The sequence below is a fragment of the Burkholderia sp. ZZQ-2 genome (genome assembly GCF_050768715.1).
In the GTDB taxonomy this organism is placed as follows: domain Bacteria; phylum Pseudomonadota; class Gammaproteobacteria; order Burkholderiales; family Burkholderiaceae; genus Burkholderia; species Burkholderia cepacia.
Genome location: NZ_LDVA01000036.1, coordinates 19,403 through 38,438, shown reverse-complemented (window position 1 = coordinate 38,438; position 19,036 = coordinate 19,403). Strand labels below are relative to the sequence as shown.

18 protein-coding genes are annotated in these 19,036 nt (G+C 67.2%); 9 read left to right on the top strand and 9 right to left on the bottom strand.

Going from position 1 to position 19,036, the window contains the following annotated elements:
• Positions 1 to 111: 111 nt before the first annotated feature.
• Positions 112 to 999 carry a DMT family transporter gene (locus ABY44_RS01060; RefSeq protein ID WP_060173310.1) on the top strand — a complete coding sequence of 296 codons (888 nt, stop codon included), beginning with the start codon at positions 112 to 114 and terminating at the stop codon, positions 997 to 999.
• 58 nt (positions 1,000 to 1,057) lie between these two features.
• On the opposite strand, the gene ABY44_RS01055 is transcribed toward ABY44_RS01060, so the two are convergent.
• Positions 1,058 to 1,426: a VOC family protein gene (locus tag ABY44_RS01055; RefSeq protein WP_059525640.1), complete on the bottom strand. Its 369-nt coding sequence runs from the start codon at positions 1,424 to 1,426 to the stop codon at positions 1,058 to 1,060.
• A 77-nt stretch (positions 1,427 to 1,503) separates the two neighbouring features.
• On the opposite strand from ABY44_RS01055, the gene ABY44_RS01050 reads away from it, so the two are divergent.
• Positions 1,504 to 2,205 carry a helix-turn-helix transcriptional regulator gene (locus ABY44_RS01050; RefSeq protein WP_060173309.1) on the top strand — a complete coding sequence of 234 codons (702 nt, stop codon included), beginning with the start codon at positions 1,504 to 1,506 and terminating at the stop codon, positions 2,203 to 2,205.
• Between the two features lie 46 nt (positions 2,206 to 2,251).
• On the opposite strand, the gene lysA is transcribed toward ABY44_RS01050, so the two are convergent.
• A complete protein-coding gene (gene lysA, locus ABY44_RS01045) occupies positions 2,252 to 3,490 on the bottom strand; it encodes a diaminopimelate decarboxylase (protein ID WP_060173308.1) in 1,239 nt (412 codons plus the stop codon).
• Positions 3,491 to 3,599: 109 nt separating this feature from the next.
• Between lysA and ABY44_RS01040 the strand changes: the two genes are divergently transcribed.
• Both ABY44_RS01040 and ABY44_RS01035 read left to right on the top strand, forming a co-directional pair.
• On the top strand, positions 3,600 to 4,514 hold the full coding sequence (locus tag ABY44_RS01040; RefSeq protein ID WP_059698619.1) for a LysR family transcriptional regulator: 915 nt from the start codon (positions 3,600 to 3,602) through the stop codon (positions 4,512 to 4,514).
• Positions 4,515 to 4,576: 62 nt separating this feature from the next.
• Positions 4,577 to 5,176, top strand: coding sequence for a GNAT family N-acetyltransferase (locus ABY44_RS01035; RefSeq protein WP_059698621.1), 600 nt, complete (start codon positions 4,577 to 4,579; stop codon positions 5,174 to 5,176).
• A gap of 106 nt (positions 5,177 to 5,282) precedes the next feature.
• On the opposite strand, the gene ABY44_RS01030 is transcribed toward ABY44_RS01035, so the two are convergent.
• Both ABY44_RS01030 and ABY44_RS01025 read right to left on the bottom strand, forming a co-directional pair.
• Positions 5,283 to 5,861: a DUF4142 domain-containing protein gene (locus ABY44_RS01030; RefSeq protein WP_060173307.1), complete on the bottom strand. Its 579-nt coding sequence runs from the start codon at positions 5,859 to 5,861 to the stop codon at positions 5,283 to 5,285.
• 383 nt (positions 5,862 to 6,244) lie between these two features.
• Positions 6,245 to 6,868 (bottom strand): HAD hydrolase-like protein, encoded by a 624-nt coding sequence (locus ABY44_RS01025; protein ID WP_059587015.1) that lies wholly within the window; start codon positions 6,866 to 6,868, stop codon positions 6,245 to 6,247.
• Between the two features lie 205 nt (positions 6,869 to 7,073).
• Here ABY44_RS01025 and ABY44_RS01020 point away from each other — a divergent pair, with 205 nt between their 5' ends.
• Both ABY44_RS01020 and ABY44_RS01015 read left to right on the top strand, forming a co-directional pair.
• Positions 7,074 to 7,517, top strand: a complete 444-nt coding sequence (locus ABY44_RS01020; RefSeq protein WP_059698627.1) for a GNAT family N-acetyltransferase — start codon at positions 7,074 to 7,076, stop codon at positions 7,515 to 7,517.
• 57 nt (positions 7,518 to 7,574) lie between these two features.
• Complete coding sequence (locus ABY44_RS01015) at positions 7,575 to 7,793, top strand: DUF1653 domain-containing protein (protein WP_006480837.1); 219 nt, start codon at positions 7,575 to 7,577, stop codon at positions 7,791 to 7,793.
• A 61-nt stretch (positions 7,794 to 7,854) separates the two neighbouring features.
• Here the strand turns inward: ABY44_RS01015 and ABY44_RS01010 are convergent, their stop codons facing one another.
• On the bottom strand, positions 7,855 to 9,066 hold the full coding sequence (locus ABY44_RS01010) for a winged helix-turn-helix domain-containing protein (RefSeq protein ID WP_060173306.1): 1,212 nt from the start codon (positions 9,064 to 9,066) through the stop codon (positions 7,855 to 7,857).
• 381 nt (positions 9,067 to 9,447) lie between these two features.
• The gene (locus ABY44_RS01005) at positions 9,448 to 10,836 is read right to left on the bottom strand and encodes an MFS transporter (protein WP_027789532.1); all 1,389 of its coding nucleotides are present in this window, start codon (positions 10,834 to 10,836) and stop codon (positions 9,448 to 9,450) included.
• A gap of 311 nt (positions 10,837 to 11,147) precedes the next feature.
• Here ABY44_RS01005 and treA point away from each other — a divergent pair, with 311 nt between their 5' ends.
• On the top strand, positions 11,148 to 12,911 hold the full coding sequence (gene treA, locus ABY44_RS01000) for an alpha,alpha-trehalase TreA (RefSeq protein ID WP_060173305.1): 1,764 nt from the start codon (positions 11,148 to 11,150) through the stop codon (positions 12,909 to 12,911).
• 96 nt (positions 12,912 to 13,007) lie between these two features.
• Here the strand turns inward: treA and ABY44_RS00995 are convergent, their stop codons facing one another.
• Together ABY44_RS00995 and ABY44_RS00990 are read right to left on the bottom strand one after the other, a co-directional pair.
• On the bottom strand, positions 13,008 to 14,495 hold the full coding sequence (locus ABY44_RS00995) for a carbohydrate porin (RefSeq protein ID WP_060173304.1): 1,488 nt from the start codon (positions 14,493 to 14,495) through the stop codon (positions 13,008 to 13,010).
• 108 nt (positions 14,496 to 14,603) lie between these two features.
• Positions 14,604 to 14,873: a hypothetical protein gene (locus ABY44_RS00990; protein ID WP_060173303.1), complete on the bottom strand. Its 270-nt coding sequence runs from the start codon at positions 14,871 to 14,873 to the stop codon at positions 14,604 to 14,606.
• A 1,069-nt stretch (positions 14,874 to 15,942) separates the two neighbouring features.
• Between ABY44_RS00990 and ABY44_RS00985 the strand changes: the two genes are divergently transcribed.
• Together ABY44_RS00985 and ABY44_RS00980 are read left to right on the top strand one after the other, a co-directional pair.
• Positions 15,943 to 16,080, top strand: coding sequence for a hypothetical protein (locus ABY44_RS00985; RefSeq protein ID WP_162923104.1), 138 nt, complete (start codon positions 15,943 to 15,945; stop codon positions 16,078 to 16,080).
• Positions 16,081 to 16,196: 116 nt separating this feature from the next.
• On the top strand, positions 16,197 to 17,843 hold the full coding sequence (locus ABY44_RS00980; RefSeq protein WP_060173302.1) for an NRAMP family divalent metal transporter: 1,647 nt from the start codon (positions 16,197 to 16,199) through the stop codon (positions 17,841 to 17,843).
• A gap of 115 nt (positions 17,844 to 17,958) precedes the next feature.
• Here ABY44_RS00980 and ABY44_RS00975 read toward each other — a convergent pair whose 3' ends face one another.
• A complete protein-coding gene (locus ABY44_RS00975; RefSeq protein ID WP_060173301.1) occupies positions 17,959 to 18,864 on the bottom strand; it encodes a helix-turn-helix transcriptional regulator in 906 nt (301 codons plus the stop codon).
• Between the last annotated feature and the right edge of the window lie 172 nt (positions 18,865 to 19,036).

Sequence of the window (19,036 nt, the reverse complement as noted above, 5' to 3'; positions counted from 1 at the left end):
GTACGGACGGTTGTCCAGTACAGTTTGTCGGAATTGTATTGGGCTGTAGCTTACGCGCTTTTCACGGGCGGCGGATCATCGGCGATCCACTTTCCCCGTTCAGGATTTCCCGTGCAAAAGACGACCAACGGATGGCTCAGCGGCCTGCTGGGCGTGATCATCTTCAGCGGCTCGCTGCCCGCGACGCGTATCGCGGTGCAGGGGCTCGACCCGCTGTTCCTCACGTTCGCACGCGCGACGATCGCCGGCGCGCTCGGCCTGCTGCTGCTCGTCGTGCTGAAGCAGCGGCGGCCGACGCGAGCCGAGGCCGTGTCGCTGGCCATCGTCGCGCTCGGGGTCGTCGTCGGTTTTCCGTTGCTGACGGCGCTCGCGCTGAAGCATGTGACGTCCGCGCACGCGATCGTGTTCGTCGGGCTGCTGCCGCTCGCGACCGCGCTGTTCGGCGTGTGGCGCGGCGGTGAGCGGCCGCGGCTGCCGTTCTGGATCTTCTCGATCGTCGGCAGCGGTGCGGTGGCTGCGTTTGCGTTGCGCAACGGCGGCCAGGCGTCGGTGGTCGGCGATGCGCTGATGCTGGCCTCGATCGTCGCATGCGGGCTGGGCTACGCGGAAGGCGCGCGCCTGTCGCGCCAGCTCGGCGGGTGGCAGGTGATCTCGTGGGCGCTCGTGCTGTCGCTGCCGCTGATGCTGCCGCTCACGTGGATTACCTCGCCTGCGTCGTTCGACGGCGTCGATGCCGCCGCACTGTGGGGGCTCGCGTACGTGTCGCTGTTCAGCATGCTGATCGGTTTCGTGTTCTGGTATCGCGGGCTCGCGCTCGGCGGGATCGCGAGCGTCGGCCAGTTGCAGTTGCTGCAGCCGTTCTTCGGCCTGCTGCTGGCGGCCGGGCTGCTGCACGAGACGGTACCGCCGTCGATGGTCGTCGTGACGGTCGTCGTGGTCGGCTGCGTGGCGGGCGCGAAATACTTCTCGAAAGTGGCACCCGTGCGGCGCGCGGGCTGACGCGCGCGCGTGGTGGAGGGAACGGGCGCGACCCGCCGCAGGTCGCGCCCGTTCGCGCTCAATCGTCCGGGGTGCACACGCGCAAGCGGTGGCCGTCCGGGTCGAGCGCGACGAACGTCAGGCCGAACACGGCCGTCATCGGCGCCTGCTCGAACGTCACGCCGAGCGCCTTCCACGCTTCGTACAGGCGCCGCACCTCGTGGTCGTCGTCGACCATGAATGCCAGCTCCGAGCGGTGGCCGGCGCCGCCCGACACGAAATCGCGCGCACTGGTCGACCACAGTCCCAGGTGCAGCCCGTTGTCGAACGTGAATGCCGCATAGGTGGGAAACGCGGCGACGGGCGGGCGCCCGAACAGGCGCGCGTAGAACTGCGCGCTGCGCGTCGGGTCGTCGACATACAGAAGAACGAGATTCGGAGAGGTCATGCGGGGCCGTCCTGGGATCGATTAAGATGCGTCCCATTCTATGAACGGATGCTGTCAGAAAATGGCAGCATGGAACGATGACGCGTGCCGAACGATTGCTCGCGCTGCTGCAGGTGCTGCGGCGCCACCGCCGCCCGGTGAGCGGCCGCGTGCTGGCCGGGGAACTCGGCGTCAGCCTCCGAACGGTCTATCGCGATATCGCGTCGCTGCAGGCGCAGGGCGCGGACATCGACGGCGAGCCCGGTGTCGGTTATGTGCTGCGTGCCGGGTTCATGCTTCCGCCGCTGATGTTCTCGCAAACGGAACTGGAAGCGCTGATGCTCGGTTTTCGCTGGGTCGGGAAGTTCGCGGATGCGCAGCTCACGACGGCTGCGTCCGACGCGCTCGCGAAGATCTCCGCGGTGTTGCCCGCCGAGCTGCGCCGCGAGATGGAATGCACGACGCTGCTCGTCGGCCCGCGCACGATCGTGGATCGGGAAACCGTCGACATGGGTGTCGTGCGCACGGCGATCCGTACCGAAAGCAAGCTCGGGATCCGCTACCTGGATGAAGGCCGGAAAACGGGCGGCGAACGGATCGTGTGGCCGTTCGCGCTCGGCTATTTCAATGACGTGCGCATCCTGGCGGCGTGGTGCGAAGGCCGGAACGATTTCCGGCATTTCCGGACGGATCGCATCGTCGCGCTCGAACGGCTGGACGTGCGCTATCCGCGGCGGCGCGCGGCGTTGCTGAAGGCGTGGCGTGCGGCAGGCGCCGACGTGCGCGTGACGGTGAGGTGAGGGGGCGAGGTGCGCAGGCCGCGCACCCCGTTCCGTCGTGCCGGCCTTACTCGAACGTTTCGAGGGCGAGCAATTCGTCGATCGTCTGCCGGCGGCGGATCAGCCGCGGCGTGCCGCGATCGACGAGCACTTCCGGCGCGAGCGGCCGGCTGTTGTAGTTCGAGGACATCGACGCGCCGTACGCGCCCGCGTCGTGCAGGAACAGCAGGTCGCCGATCTGCGGCTGTGCGAGCTTGCGGTGCGTGACCACGCCGCCCGCGTCCTGCGTGAACACGTCGCCCGACTCGCACAGCGGCCCCGCGATCGCGAGGTCGACCAGCGGCCGTCCGGCCGGCAGCGCGCCATCGTGCGCGTGCACCGACACCGCGTGGTAGCTGCCGTACATCGACGGGCGCATCAGGTCGTTGAAGCCCGCGTCGATCAGCACGAAATCGTGCTTCGGCCGGCGGTTGACGGCCTGCACTTCGGTGACGAGCGTGCCGGCTTCGGCGACGAGGAAGCGGCCCGGTTCGATCTCGATGCGCACCGGGTGGCCGAGATGCCGTTCGATCCGCTTGCGCGCGGCGTCCCACTGGCTGAAGTAGTGCCCGACGTCGACGCGCGGCTCGCCGTCGCGATACGGGATCGACAGGCCGCCGCCGGCCGAGATCGCGTCGATGTCATGGCCGAGCGACGTGACGAGGTCGACCATCGCATCGCACACCTGCGACAGGTGGCCGTAGTCGACGCCCGACCCGATATGCATGTGGATGCCGACCAGCTTCAGCCCGTACTGGCGCACGATCTCGATCGCGCGCGGCACGTCGTCGATCCAGATGCCGTGCTTGCTCTGCGGGCCGCCGGTGTTGGTCTTGTTGCTGTGGCCGTGGCCGAAACCGGGGTTGACGCGCAGCCACACGCGGTGGCCGGGCGCATGCTCGCCGATGCGCGAAAGCATGTCGAGCGAGCCGGCGTTCACGGTCACGCCGTGCTTCAGCACCGCCGCGAGCGTCGGGCGGTCGATCAGGTCGGCGGTGAACACGACGCCTTCCGGCTCGCCGGCCGGGCTGAACCCCGCCGCGAGGCTGCGCTCGATCTCGCCGAGCGACACGGCATCGACGCACGCGCCTTCCTCGCGCATCAGCTTCAGGATATGGACGTTCGAGTTGGCCTTCTGCGCATAGCGGATCACGTCGAATTGACGCAGTTGGGCGATGCGGTCGCGGATGACGTCGGCGTCGTACACCCACAGCGGGGTGCCGTATTGCTGCGCGAGCGTCGCGAGCTGGCGGGAATCGAGGGACATGGCGGATGAATCGGGTCGAATGAACGGATAACGTGAATGATGCGCCCGTTTATCTATGCAGTAAAATGCCTATTTATCAAAATTCGATTCACATTTGATATAGACGATCATGCTCACGCACCGCCATATCGAGGTCTTTCGCGCGCTGATGGTCACCGGCAGCACGACGCGCGCGGCCGAGATGCTCTATACGTCGCAACCGACGATCAGCCGCGAGCTCGCGCGCATGGAGCAGGTCGTCGGCTTCGCGCTGTTCGAGCGCGCGCACGGCCGGTTGCGGCCGACGATGGCCGCGCTCACGCTGTTCGACGACGTGCGGCTCGCGTATGTGGGGCTTGAACGCGTCGCGGCCACGGCCGCGCGCCTGCGCGAGTTTCGCGACGGTCAACTGTCGGTGATCGCGCTGCCGGCGTTCTCGCACGCGATCCTCCCCGGCGCGGCGCGCCGGTTTCGCGACGCCCATGCGGGCGTCAGCCTGTCGGTCGAAACGCAGGAATCGCCGATGCTCGAAGAGTGGCTGACCGCGCAGCGTTACGACCTCGGGCTGACCGAGCACGACGTCGCGCCGGCCGGCACCGTGCTTACGCCGTTGCTCGAAGTCGACGAAGTATGCGTGCTCCCCGACGGCCATCCGCTGCTCGCGCAGGATGCGATCGATCTGCCGGATCTCGCCGATCGCCCGTTCGTGAGCCTGTCGCTGAACGATCCGTACCGCATCCTGATCGACGAGGCGTTTGCGCAGCTCGGCGTGGCGCCGCGCTCGGTCGTCGACACGCCGTCGGCCGTGTCGGTGTGTGCGTTCGTGCGGCAGGGGCTCGGCGTCGCGATCGTCAATCCGCTGACCGCGCTCGATTTCGTCGGGCGCGACCTGCACGTGCGGCCGCTCACGCGGTCGTTTCCGTATCGCGTCAGCGTGATCGTGCCCGAGCACCGGCCGAAAAGCCTGCTCGTCGACGCGTTCACCGATGCGCTGCGCGGCGAGGCGAAGGCGATCCGCCGCCGGTTGGCCGCAGTCCTCGGCTGACGCGGCCGTATGATTGGGCGTTTCGCCGCCATCGCCGTTTTTTGTCTTTTCCGGAACCGCTCATGACCGATGCTTCCGCTTCCCTCGAACAACCGATTCTCACCGGCGAACGCGTCGAACTGCGGCCGCTCGAGCGATCCGATCGGCAGGCGCTGCTGGACGCTGCCGCGGACGGCCGGTTGTGGAACCTGAAGGTCACGGTCGTGCCGGGCCCGGACACGATCGACGCCTACATCGACACGGCATTGCAGGGGCATTCGGCCGGCACGGTGATGCCGTTCACGATCGTCGATCGCGCGTCGGGCCGTGCGATCGGCAGCACGCGTTTCTGGAAGATCGATCGCAAGAACCGCAAGCTCGAGATCGGCCATACGTGGCTGAGCGAATCGGCGCAGCGCACGCGTGCGAACACCGAAGCGAAATGGTTGCTGCTGGGTTATGCGTTCGACGTGCTGCAATGCGTGCGCGTGCAGTTCACGACCGACGAGCTGAACGAGAAATCGCGCGCGGCGATCCTGCGGCTCGGTGCGAAGCAGGAAGGCATCGTGCGGCACGAACGGATCATGCCGGATGGCCGCAAGCGTAATTCGGTGCGCTTCAGCATCATCGACGACGAATGGCCGGAGGTGAGGGCTCGGTTGATGGCGAAGCTCGCGACATAACCTGTCGCGTATGACGCCTGGTGGGCGTCGCGTCGCCGGAGGGGAGGCGACGCGACGGCAGGGGAAGAAGCCGTGCGCCGCGCACGACGCGCGGCGCGGCGGCGCGTTACTGCGCCGATGCGAGGTGGTGGCGCTCCGCGAGCTTCTGCGCGTCGGCGTAATGCTTCTGCAGGATCGGCAGCGACTGGCGTGCGACTTCCTTCAGCTTCGTGTCGCGGCCCGATGCGATTTCGGCCTGGAAGGCCGAGATGGCCTTCTGCTGGCCGGCGAGCGCGACCTGCTCGATGTACGCCTTGTCGAACTCGGCGCCGCGCAGGGTCTTGATGCTGTTCAGCACGGCCGTGTCGGGGTCGTTGGCGGGTACGTCGACGCCGCGCGGGCTGGCTGCGCGCATCGCCTGGATGATCTTTTCATCGTCGGCCGACACGCGTTGCGCGAACGCCTTGACCTGGCTGTCCGACGTGCGCGAATCGGCGATGCGCGCCGCGTCGTGCTGCGTCGACACCGTTTTCGTGCCGTCCGTGATGAATGCCTGGTCGGCTTCGTGGATGCGCGTCGCAGCGGCGGCCGGTGCGGCCGGTACAGCCGGTGCCGGTTGTGCGGTTTGCGCGGTCGCCGTCACGGCGACGAGAAGCAGGCCAGCGGCAGACAAAGCAAGGCGCGAGACGTGGGGAAAGCGGTTCATGGGACCTCCTTTCAATCGGGGCTCTGGTTGAAAAACGGATCGGGTGATCCGTCGCTGTGCGAGAGACCGGGCGCGCCCGGGCCGGATTCGACCGCCGCTCTGCCGCGGCGCCGGTCGAAGTGTTTCCCGGCCCGACTGATTCTAGGAGGGCGATCCGGTAGCAGGTGCAACCGCGCTGTGGTTTGTGTAACGGTTGGTAAGACGAATCGATGAGCATTCGTGTCGGCAGGTATTGCGTACCTGTCGCGTGCGTGGCGGCGGCAATTTTTGCGCGCATGCGGCGTGCGGGATGCATGTGGGTGTCATCTGGCAGTCATCGTCACGCCGCGGTGACGTGCGCGTCGAGCGTCGACGCTGGCCGGCTCGCGATGCGCGCGAACGCGTCACACGCGGTCGAGCAATGCGTCGAGACGCGGCAGCAACGGCGTCGCGCAATGTGCCTGCAACGCGTCCGGCGCGGTGTAGCCCCACGCGACCCCCTGGAATGCGATGCGCGCGCGTCGTGCCGCGTCGGCGTCGCGGATTTCATCGCCCACGTACAGCACTTCGTCGTTGCGCAGGCCGGCTTCGTGAACGAGTGCGCGCAGGCGACGTGCCTTGCCGAACAGCGGAATGCCGCACGCGAAATGTTCGACGCGGCTGCTGGCGTGCGGGCCGAGCCGGTCGCGCACGATCTCCTCGGTGTTCGACGTGGCGATCGCGATGCGGATGCCGCGCGCGGCGAGCGCGTCGAACGTTTCGCCGACGCCGGGGAACAACGCCACTTGCGCGACGCGCGGCCGCATCAGGCGACGCATGTCGATCGTCACGCGCGGCACTTTCCACATCGGCACGTCGAGCGCGCGAATGATGTCGCGCGCCGACATCCCGCGCAGCGCCGGGCGCAGCTCGGGCGTGGCGTCGCGAAAGCCGTGCATGCGCGACGCTTCCGACAGCGCTGCGAGAAAGCTGTCGAGCGAATCGGCGAGCGTGCCGTCGAAGTCGAATGCGATGAGGCGGTAGGGCATGAAGCAGCGTGGCGGGTTATCGGGCAGACGACATTGTCACCGAATCGGAGCCCGTCGCCCGCACGGTTGGTTGCGCCCGCGGCGAAACGGGAGGGTCGAGCAGCTTCTTCGCGTCGTCCGGATGATCGGTGCTGTCCCTTGTCCCTCGCCGCGCTGCGCGGTATCGTCGACGCTTCGCTTTCCACCACCCCGACCGGAGACCGACGTGCCTGCTGCCACCCCCGCCACGCTGAGATTTTCCACCGACAAACACGAACTCGACGTCGACGCGATCTTCGACTTCCTGCATCGCGACGCGTACTGGTCGCAGGGTATTCCGCGCGACGTGGTGGAGAAGGCGATCGAGGGTTCCCTGTGCTTCGGCGCGTATATCGGCGACCGGCTCGTCGGCTTCGCGCGCCTCGTGACCGATCACGCGACGTTCGCGTACCTGTGCGACGTGTTCGTGTTGCCGGCCGAACGCGGCAACGGCTACGGCCGCGCGCTGATCGACCACGTGTTCGCGCAGGAGATGGTGCAGGGCCTGCGCCGCATCATGCTCGTGACGTCCGATGCGCACGAGCTGTATCGGCCGGTCGGCTTCGGGCCGTGCGCGAACCCCGAGCGGGTGATGGAGATCCGCCGCCCGGACATCTACGCGAAACGCTGACGCGCGGCGCAGCGCATACAATACGCGCTTTCCGTTTTTGCCGAAGAGAAACCGATCATGACCGAACAGGAAGCCGAACAGCTCGCGACGCATCGCCACTACAAGGGCGGGCTGTATCGCTACATCGGCGTTGCCCGCCATTCCGAAACCGAGGAATCGGTGGTCGTGTACGAACACCTGTGGCCGCATGCGCGCGGGTTGTGGGTGCGGCCGGAAGCGATGTTCAACGGGAACCTCGAAGACGGCACGCCGCGTTTCCGCAAGCTGCGCGACTGATCCTCGGCCGGCCGCGTAAGCCGGCCTTGCGGGCCGGCTGCGCGAGCCGAATGTGCGGGTATCAGTCGCCGGCCAGCGCCTTCACCAGTTCCGGCGGTGCGTGCCGGGTCGTGACTTCCGGCGTGCCGTGCCATGCCGCGAGTTTCTTCACCGCCTTCGCGACGTCGGCGGCGAGCCCCGTGCCGAACCGCACGCCCGGCTCGACATGCACGGCCTTCAGTTCGAACGTGCGGAGCGTGCGATGCGCCTTCGCGTCGACGCGCCCGACCAGCCGGCCGCGATGCAGCACCGGCAGGCAGAAATAGCCATAACGCCGCTTGTGCTCGGGCGTATAGCATTCGATCGTGTAATCGAAACCGAATAGCGTCGATGCACGCCGCCGGTCCCATACGACCGGGTCGAACGGCGACAGCAGCGTCGTGACCGTCGAGCGCAGCGTGTCGGCCTCGGCGGCCGGCAGCAACGCTTCGAGCGAGCGATGCACGTAGGCCGGCTCCTTCCAGTCGTCGATCGCCACCGGGATCAGGTCGCCCGCGTCGGCGAGCTGCTCGAGCTCCGCGCGGTACGAGCGGCGCGGCAGCCGATAGTAGTCGGCCACCCAGTCCGCGCGCACGACGCCGAGTGCACGGCACGTGTAGTCGAGCAGCGCGGGCAGCACGGCTTCGCGCGGCGGCAGGTCGCGCGTGTCGTCCCAGCCGGGCAGCACGCGCTCGCGCACGTCGTACACGCGCTGGAAATTGCGGCGTTCCGACACCATCAGGTCGCCCGTCGTGAACAGCACTTCCAGGTGGCGCTTCTCGGGCTTGCGATCCCACCAGCCGTTGCCCTTCACGCCATCCTCGCGGACGAAATCCGCCGACTTCACCGGGCCTTCTTCGCGAATCCGCACGAGCAGCCGCTCGATCTCGGGACGATTCTGTTCATGCCATTCGGCCGCATATTTCCAGCCCATCCCCGACGGATCGAGCATCTTGTAGCGCATCAGGCCGAACTGCTCGACCGGCAGGAAGCACGCTTCGTGCGACCAGTATTCGAACAGGCGCGCCTCGGCGAGATGCTCGTCGAGCCACTGCGGCGAGAAATCGCCGAGACGGCTGAACAGCACGAGATACGGGCTGCGCGCGACGACGTGGATGGTATCGATCTGCAGCTGCGCCATCCGGCGGATCGTGTCGAGCACGTCGGCTTTGGTCGCCTTGCGGCGGGGCGGTGTCAGCAGGCCCTGCGCGGCGAGATGCAGGGCGCGGGCGGCGGCGGGCGAGAGCGTAAGCATCGGAGGGGCGGCCGGGAGTGATGGTCGGGAACCACTTTAGCGCGAAAGCGGCGCGCGCGTGCGACGTGCCGATGCAACGTGTCTGACAATGGTTGACAGATACGTTTCGCAAGTTTCCCTATAGTGCAGTCCATGGCGCGACGAAATGTGCGCGCAACGATTCCGCTTCCGACGCACATATGTCCATGGCACGCAGGAAGCGAATCCGGGATTCTCAACCCCCATCGGGAGACCCGGAGCCCTGAGCGGACATCCATGCGGCTGTGCACCGGCCCCGTGTGGATGTCCGCTGATTTTTTTGTTTTTTCCGGTTTGCTTCGCGGGCGGTTTTCCCTGCTGCCCGTTCTGCCCTGTCGCCATTTCCGCTCGTCCGACCGATTGCTACTGGCGCTTGCCGCGCGCGACTTCGTCGCCAGCGCCGGGCGGCAGCCGCCGCGTGATCGGAATCGATGCGAACGAACACAGCCCGACCACGACGAACGCGGGCCAGAAATCCGACCACACCATCTTCTGATGACCCTGCAGCCAGTGCGAAACGTGCAGCACGAGGCCGGCCACCGTCACGCCGAGACCGAGCGACATCTGCTGCACGACGCTGCCGAGGCTGGTCGCGCGGCCCGCGTCGCGCGGCGAGATGTCCGCATAGATCATCGAGTTCAGGCTCGTGAACTGCAGCGCGGGGAAGATGCCGCCGACGAGCACGATCAGCCAGATCGCCCAGGTCGCCATGCCGGGATGGAACACGCCGTACGCGGCGATCGCGAGCCCCGCGAATGCCGCGTTGTAGATCAGTACCGTGCGGAAGCCGAAGCGGCGCAGCGTATGGGTGGCCGTCGAGCGGCTCATCGCGCCGCCGAACGCGGACGCGCACGTGATGAGCCCCGAATGGAACGCGCTCATGCCGAGCCCTTCCTGCAGCGCGAGCGGCAGCAGGAACGGCACCGCGCCGAGGCCGATGCGGAACAGCGACCCGCCGACGACGCTCGCGTGATACGTCGGGATCTTGAGGAAGCTGAGGTCGAGCACCGGGCGTTCCTTGCGGCGCGCGTACGGCACGTAGAGCGCGAGCAGGACGGTGCCGGTCACGCACATGGCGAGGGCGTTCGAGCGTGACGTGAGCGCACCGTCGATCAGCGTGAGGCCCATCAGCAGCAGTGCGGCGCCGCTGGCCGACAGCAGGAATCCGAACCAGTCGAGCGGGCCCGGGTCGGGCTCGTGCGTGTTCGCGATGTGCTTGCTCGCGAGGTAGATCCCGTAGATGCCGATCGGCACGTTGATGAAGAAGATCATCCGCCAGTGCAGGTAGGTCGTGATGAAGCCGCCGACGAGCGGCCCGACCGTGGGCCCGAACAGCGCGGGAATCGCGAGGTAGTTCATCGCGCGCACGAGATCGGAGCGCGGCACTGCGCGGAAAATGATGATGCGGCCGACGGGCACCATCATCGCGCCGCCGACGCCCTGGATGAAGCGCGCGAACGTGAGCACGCCGAGGGAATTGGATGCCGCGCACATCAGCGAGCCGACGACGAAGATGCCGATCGCGGTGCGGAACACGGAGCGCGCGCTGAAGCGGTCGGCCAGCCAGCCGCAGATCGGAATGAACACGCCGAGCCCGACCACGTAGGCCGTGATCGCAATGTTCAACGTGACGGGGTTGTGCCCGAAGTCCCTCGCCATCGCGGGCAGGGCGGTGACGATGATGTTCGCGTCGACGCTTTCCATGAACAACGCACAGGCAACGATGAGCGGTGCTAGAAAGACGGGCGACATGGGCTGGGCGCGCGGTAAAGACGCCATTATGCCCACAATGTGACCATTGAGTCACGTATGACAACAGATGTTCCGCATATTGCAACAGTCGTTCTTTTCGCGGGCGGCGCGGAAAGAACGACTGCGCAAACGCCGAGCATGCCTGCGCGAGCCGCGCGAATCGAAACTTGCTTGATGTGCACGTTTCGTGCGACAGTCAGGCCCACTCGCAACACAAAACGACGCGCATCGATCGAGGGCCATCGAGACGAGCGCGCGCGCGAACGAGACCTCGTGCCGACCCGCTCACCATCGAAAGGAGGGGACACGTCATGACGTCACGTCGTGCCGCATCGATTGCATCTCGCATCTCAACGCGCATCCCAACCCGCGTCTCAACCCGCTTTCCGCTCCGTCGCTCACCGCCGCTCGGGCGCCCCGCGCCGCGTCTTCGCTGGGCCGCCGCGCTGGCCGTCGCGTATCTCGCCGTTGCCGGCTGCGCTGCGCAGGCCGACAACGCGAACCGGGCCGCCGCGCAGGCGGTCGATCAGTCGGCGGCGCCCGTGACGGCCGCGGTTGCCGGCCCCGCGTCGGGCACGCTGCTGCCGCCGCCGAGCCAGCTCTACGGCGACCTGTTCGTCGCGGTGCAGACCGCGCAGATCTATCCCGACCAGAAGACCTTCGTCGACGCGACGCCCGACAGCGATCCCGCGACGATCGTGCAGTTGTATCAGCAACAGAAATCGCAGCCGGGCTTCTCGCTGAAGGCGTTCGTCGGCCAGCATTTCACGCCGCCCCCGGAAGGCGGCGTCACGCCGCCGCCGAACCAGACGCTGCGCCAGCACATCGACTGGCTGTGGCCGCAGCTCACGCGCACGAGCACGACGGTGCCGCCCTACAGTTCGCTGATTCCGCTGCCGAAGCCGTATGTCGTGCCGGGCGGCCGCTTCCGCGAAGGCTACTACTGGGATACCTATTTCACGATGCTCGGGCTGCAGGTGTCGGGCCGCGAGGATCTCGTCGACGACATGCTCGACAACTTCGCCCATCTGATCGACACGATCGGGCACATCCCGAACGGCAACCGCACGTACTATGCGAGCCGCTCGCAGCCGCCGTTCTTCGCCTATATGGTCACGCTTGCCGCACAGGCCGAAGGCGACAAGGTCTACCAGAAATATCTGCCGGAACTGCGCAAGGAGTACGCGTACTGGATGCAGGGCGAAACCACGACGCCGCGCGGGCAGGCCGCCCGCAATGTGGTCGCGATGCCCGACGGCGCGGTGCTGAACCGCTACTGGGATGCGAGCGATACGCCGCGCGACGAGTCGTATCTCGAGGACGTGACGACCGCGAAGTCGGCGCCGGGGCGTCCGGCGAACGAGGTGTACCGCGACCTGCGCGCGGGCGCCGAAAGCGGCTGGGACTACAGCTCGCGCTGGTTCGGCGACGGCAAGACGCTCGCGACGATCCGCACGACGTCGATCGTGCCGGTCGACCTGAACAGCCTGATGTTCCATCTCGAGACGACGATCGTGAAGGGCTGCGCGCTCACGCGCGACGTGGCCTGCGTGACCGATTTTTCCGGGCGCGCGGCGCGGCGTGCGGCCGCGATCAACCGCTATCTGTGGAACCGTCGCGGCTACTACGGCGACTACGACTGGCAGTTGCGCAAGCCGCGCGACGCCGTGACGGCCGCCGCGCTGTATCCGTTGTTCGCGGGCGTTGCGTGGCCCGAGCGCGCGAAGGCGACCGCGCGGGAAGTGCGCAAGACGCTGCTGCAGCCGGGCGGCCTCGCGACGACCACCGAGAACACGGGGCAGCAGTGGGACGCGCCGAACGGCTGGGCGCCGTTGCAGTGGATCGCGATCGACGGGCTGCGGCGCTACGGCGAACCGGCGCTCGCGAAGGACATCGGCACGCGTTTCCTGTCCGACGTGAAGCACGTGTATGCGACCGAAGGCAAGCTCGTCGAGAAGTACGTGGTCGAAGGTGCCGGCACGGGCGGCGGCGGGGGCGGCGAATATCCGCTGCAGGACGGCTTCGGCTGGACCAACGGCGTCACGCTGAAACTGCTCGGGCTGTACGGCGAGTGACGCGCGGCACGGGCCGCGCGCTTGCTCCGCGAGAGAACGCACGGGCCGGACTGTCGCGTGAGCGGCCGTCCGGCCCGTGTCTGCATCCGGCGTGCGTCAGAACACGATCGTCGTGCGCACGCCGACCACCGTTTCGTCCCCGATGCGCGCACCGGCCGCGTTCGGGTTCGGGATGCCGCCGCCCGGACGGAAGAAGTGCTGCAGGTCGGCCTGCAATTGCCACCACGGCGTGACCTGGTACTGGTAGGTCGCCTCGACGACCGTCTCCGCGCGGCGTACCGGATAGCCGGGTGTCGTGTACGCGCCGGTGTCGCCGTCGAGGCCGCGCGCATGCGAGCCGATCTTCGTGTAGCCGACCGCGAGACCCGCGACGTCGTTGTCGCGTCCCTTGAACGGCGCCTTCAACGTCACGCCTGCATTGGCGGCGAAATCGACGGTATTGCGGTCGCCCGGCGCGCCCATCACGCGCACGAACACGCCCACCGAGCGCGGGCTGTCCGCCGACGGCCGCCACACCATCTGGTCCGCGACCGCATAGAAACTGTAGTTGCCGCGATGCGTGGCCGGCATGCCGTTGCTCGCCGGATTCGCGAGCGACAGGCCGTCGGTGCCGTAGCGCGGATCGTTCGCATGCTGCGACTGATACCAGAAGCCGAGCTTGTACGTGCCCGGCAGGCCGGCCGGCTGCGGCGCCTTCGGATCGGCGGGCGGCGCGTTCAGCGCATACTGCACTTCGCCGATCACGAACGCGCCGCTGCGCAGGTTGAAGTTGGTGCCGTGCGCGTTCAGCACCTGCGCATCGCCGTCGGTGCGGCCGGCCGGGTTGCCGTCGAACACGCCGACCATCGCGGTCCACGCATCGGCGGGCTTCACGCGCAGCCGCACGCCGAGCGACGACATCGGATACGCGGGGCCGCCGGCCGGCAGATCGGTCGACGGCAGCACGGGCCAGCCGAACGTGGCGTTCATGAAGGCCGCCGCGTTCTGGCTCACCATGAATTCCTGGTCGACGCTCTGCTGGCCGACCTTCACGTCGACCTTGTCGTCGAGCAGCGACTGCTGGTACCAGAGCTCCCACAGGCGCGTGGTCGAATTCGCCTCGATGCCGGTCGCGGTCTGCAGCGTCTGCAGATAGCGCTGCGTGAGGTTGGTGCCGTGAATCTGCAGCGCCGACACGTTGAACGTGCCGCCCGGCAGGCCGACCGCCTTGCCGGTGTCGACGTCGAAGCCGAATTGCGTGAGCCCCTGGTAGGCGCCGCCGCGACCCGTGCCGCCCGACGTGTTGTACAGGTACTCGCTGGTCTCCTGCAGGTTCAGCGTGATGCCGTGATCGCCCAGCACGTCGCGCAGGCCGCCCATGTTGCCGAGCAGGTTCGAGCGCTCCCCGAAGCTGGTGGGCGCGGGCGCGGCAGCATCGGCGGCCTGTTGTGCGGGAACGGCGGCGTCACTGGCGCCGGCCGCCGGTTCGGCCGCGGCCGGCGGCGACGATTGCGCGAACGCGGGCGCGGCGGCGAGCGACAGCAGCAGCGCGGCGAGCGCATTGAGGCGGAACGAGCGCGGGACGGGTTCGAGGTAGTTCTTCATGTGGGTTCCGTCGGTGGTTTGATTAGTTTGGCTGAAGAAACGAAAACGTGGTGCGGAGAGCTTGACGCGGCGGTACATGGCACATGCCACCGCCGCGCGGGGCGGGGCTTACGGCAGCCAGCCGCCGATACGCCACACCTGCGCGAAGCCGAGGCGCGGCGCGGCCGAGCACAGCAGCGCGACGAGCGCGACCGCGGCCGCCATCACGGCGAACAGCAGGCAGTCGAGCGGGCGGGGCGCTGCCGGCACGTGGGCGAGCGCCGAGCTGCGCCAGTTGCCGAGCGCATGGGCAAGTGGCGAGAGGCCGGAAACGAACGAGCGGTCGCGTGCGACATGCACGATGCGCTTGAGCCTGACCGCGAGCGATTGAAGAAACATGACGCTGCCTCCGTCCGGTCCGGCGAAGGCCGGACGACGTGATCGAGCGCGGGCGCGTGACGCGGCCTGCGATCGGAGGGTGGAACGTAACGGAGCGTGCAACGGACGAACCGGCGATGGCCGGCCCGGAAGGAAGCGCGCTAACCCGACGAATGCGAGCTAGCGGCGTAAGACATGCGTCTGGCTGCTATCTCGCGATGGCGTGGCCGGCCTGGACCGGCGTCGAACTGCAACTAGAGCATGTGTCCACGGAGGGACTCCGGTGATGAATTGCGGCGGATTGTATTCGCGTCGTTTGCTGCAGTGCAAGTAAAAAACGCATGAAAGGCGCCGTGTGTAGCGGATGCATCGCCGTGGAGCGCGAGGGTGCGAGGCCGCCACGACGAGGCGACGGCCCGGTGCCGCGCCGTTGTTCGCACACATCGGATGGTGACCGCGACGTGACGCGCTGAAAGGTTTCGGCACGTCGTTTCAAGGGCAATTCTTTCAGTGCCGCGAAGGCGGAAATTTATTTCGGGAAATGGGGTTTGGCGGGGTTGACTTCACTTTCGGGCCGTCCATAGAATCCGGCATCTTCACTCTTGGGGCCGCCGCCTTGGACGCCTGCAGTAGTCGATCTTCGAACGAAATTTCCGCCTGAGCGACCGACGTCCGCGCCTCATCGAAGCCGCCGTTTGTCCCCCGGGCAAACGGTGCGCGCAGCAGTATTCCGCAGCAAATTCCTACGTGCACCCTGATTCGCGCCGGTTAGCGTGATGCGTTTTCGCATGCGCCGCCCGGTTTCACCGCCGCCCGGCAGGCGGCCGCGTTCGCGCACGCCTTTCCCCGGCGCGCGAATGCCGGCCCGCACGTCTGACGGCGGTCAACCGTGTTCTCCGGAACACCGCACAGGAGCCGCCATGAACGACAGTGACAGTTGTCCCTTATGCCCGTTGCACGCACAGACCCTTTTGAACCCGGGTCGCAGGGACAATCCGGCCGACTAGCCTGACACGCCGTTCAGGCGCCGGACTGGCCCCGCGCCCACCACGCGGCCGGCACGCTCGCCGTCGCCGCACGGAGCCAGACCATGAACTTCGGCCTTCTGCTGTCGAATCTCCCGCACGTCACGGAATCGCGCAACCACTACGACGCGATGCTGATGCTCGACGCCCGTCCGCGGGTGTTCTCCCGCCTGTTGAACCGGCTGAAATCGCTGATCCGCTGAAAGAAGCGCCGAGCGCGCCTCGGCATGCGCACGCGCGGCCGCCATCGGGCGGTCGCCCCGCGCGCATCCCAAGGTCGCACGCTCACCAGATAACCATTAGCCGTACGGAACACATCATGTCCACGCCATCCAACGTTTCTCCACCGATCGCCGTCGAACGCGCCGCCGTGCTCGACGAGGCCCACCTTGGCGACATCCGCGGTGCGCTCGGTACGATCGCGCATCACGACACCGGCACGCGCGGCTCGTGGTGGGCGCGCCTGCGCACGCTGCTCGCGATCATCGGCCCGGGCCTCATCGTGATGGTGGGCGACAACGACGCCGGCGCATTCGGCACCTACACGCAGGCCGGCCAGAACTACGGCACGACGCTGCTGTGGACGCTGCTGCTGCTCGTGCCCGTGCTGTACGTGAACCAGGAAATGGTGCTGCGCCTCGGCGCGGTGACGGGTGTCGGCCACGCACGGCTGATCTTCGAGCGCTTCGGCAAGTTCTGGGGCGCGTTCAGCGTGATCGACCTGTTCCTGCTCAATGCGCTCACCATCGTCACCGAGTTCATCGGCATCACGTTCGTGCTGGATTTCTTCGGGCTACCGAAGGTCGCGGGCGTGTGCGTGGCCGCGGCGCTGACCATGGCCGCGGTGAGTACCGGGGATTTCAGGCGATTCGAGCGGTTCGCGATCGGGCTGTGCGTGCTGAGCCTGCTGCTCGTGCCGGTGCTCGTGTCGATCCATCCGCCCGTCGCGCAGATGACGCGCGATTTCTTCGTGCCGAACTGGCCCGCGCACGCGAAGCTGTCGGACGTGATGCTGCTCGTGATCGGCATCGTCGGCACGACCGTCGCGCCGTGGCAGCTGTTCTTCCAGCAGAGCTACGTGATCGACAAGCGCATCACGCCGCGCTTCATGAAGTATGAAAAGGCCGACCTGTGGATCGGCATCGCGTTCGTGCTGATCGGTGCGGTCGCCATGATCGGTTTCAGCGCCGCGCTGTTCAACGGGCATCCGGAAGCCGGCAACTTCGCCGACGCGGGCGGCATCATCGCGGGCCTCGAGAAGTATGCCGGCCGCACGAGCGCAACGCTGTTCGCGGTGGCGCTGCTCGACGCGTGCATCATCGGCGCGGCGGCCGTGTCGCTGTCGACGGCCTATGCAATCGGCGACGTGTTCAAGATCCGCCACTCGCTGCACCGCGGCGTGTCCGATGCGAAGGGTTTCTATCTCGTGTATTTCGGCATCGTCGCGGCCGCGGCCACGCTCGTGCTGATTCCGGGCAGCCCGCTCGGCCTGCTGACCGAAGCGGTGCAGACGCTCGCGGGCGTGCTGCTGCCGAGCGCGACGGTGTTCCTGCTGGTGCTGTGCAACGACCGCCAGGTGCTCGGCCCGTGGGTCAACTCGACGAAGCTCAACGTGTTCACCGGTGCGGTGATCTGGGTGCTCGTGCTGCTGTCGATCATCCTCACTGCGTCGGTGTTGTATCCGGATATCAGCGGCGAAGCGATCGTCGACGTGCTGGTCGGCGGCACCGTGCTCGCGATCACGGGCTACATCGCGACGGTATTGATCCGTCGCAACAAGCGCGTGATCGAACCGGCGATCGATCGCACGTTGCGCGACACGTGGCGCATGCCGCCGCTCGATACGCTCGAGCCGCAGAACATGACGCTGGCGACGCGAATCTGGATGGCCGTGCTGCGCGGCTATCTCGTGATCGCGGTCGGTCTCGTGATCGTCAAGGTGGTGCAGATGACGCTGCTGAAGTAACGCAGGCCGTATTCCAGGAAGCGGCGCCGGGCCGCAGCCCGCACATGCCGGCCTCCGTGGCCGGCATGTGCGTTTACGCGCTTGCTTGCGGCACGTCGCACGCGCCGCGCGATGGTCAGATCAATTCGAGCTTCGACGTCAGGTACGTGAGCTGGATCCGGTTCGCGACGCCGAAGCGCTTGCGCAGCTTGCGCAGGTGATAGTCGACGTTGTGCGCGCTGGTGTCGAGACGCCGGCCGATCTCCTTGTCGGATGCGCCTTCGGCGATGCCGATCAGCAGTTCCTGCTCGAACGGCGTGAGCCCGTTCACCGCGCGCTCGCGCGATGTCGAGATCAGCTGCGGCGACGCGAACTTGTGCACCGACAGCCCGATCGACAGCGCCTGCTCGATCGTCGCCGGCGTGATCCATTCGCGCGTGCGGCGCGGCGCGGTGAAGCTCATGAACGCATGCAGCCGCGTGCCGGGCACGGCCATCGAATACATGATGCCGCTGCACATCCCGTCGTCCTGCATCGTCTGCAGGAAGCCGTCGAGCGCGGCCGGCGTCGCGCGCGGGCCGGCGTCGCGCTCGCGGTGTTCGCGGCGCAGCTGCTGCAGATCCCACACGATCGGCATGTTGCACACGCGTGCGCCGAGCGTGCGCGGATCGACGTCGTGATGTTGGTGGCGCACGTAGTCGCCGCGGTAGGTGGACGGCGTGAATGCTTCGTGCAGGTAGAGACTTTCGACCCGCTCGTGCGCGAATTCGAGCGCGAAGTACGCGAACGTCGAGAAACCCGTCAGGTGCAGCAGGCTTGCGACGATCCGGCTGCGCTCGGCCGTGCTCTGCGCGTGCGCGAGCGTATCGGCCACGCCGAGTTTCGGCGCGTGCGGCTGCGTGACGTCGCCGCGTTTCACGTCGTCGCACCAGACGACCTGTACGGGGCGCTCCCGCAGCGCGTCGGGGCACGCGCTGGGCCCGTGCGACGGGCGGGGAAAGGTTGAGGCGACCGCTTCTTCATGCAATGCAATGTCGGACATGTGCCATCCCTCGGAATCGACGCATCTCGCCTGACGGCGGCCGTATCGTGTACGGCCGTCGCGGCGGTGCGATCGAGCATCGGTGTGATATGCGCGGATCGTCATCCATGACGCAGCGCGGGGGCATTGTACAAAAACGCTTGTGTACGCGTAATATGCCGTAATACTAATG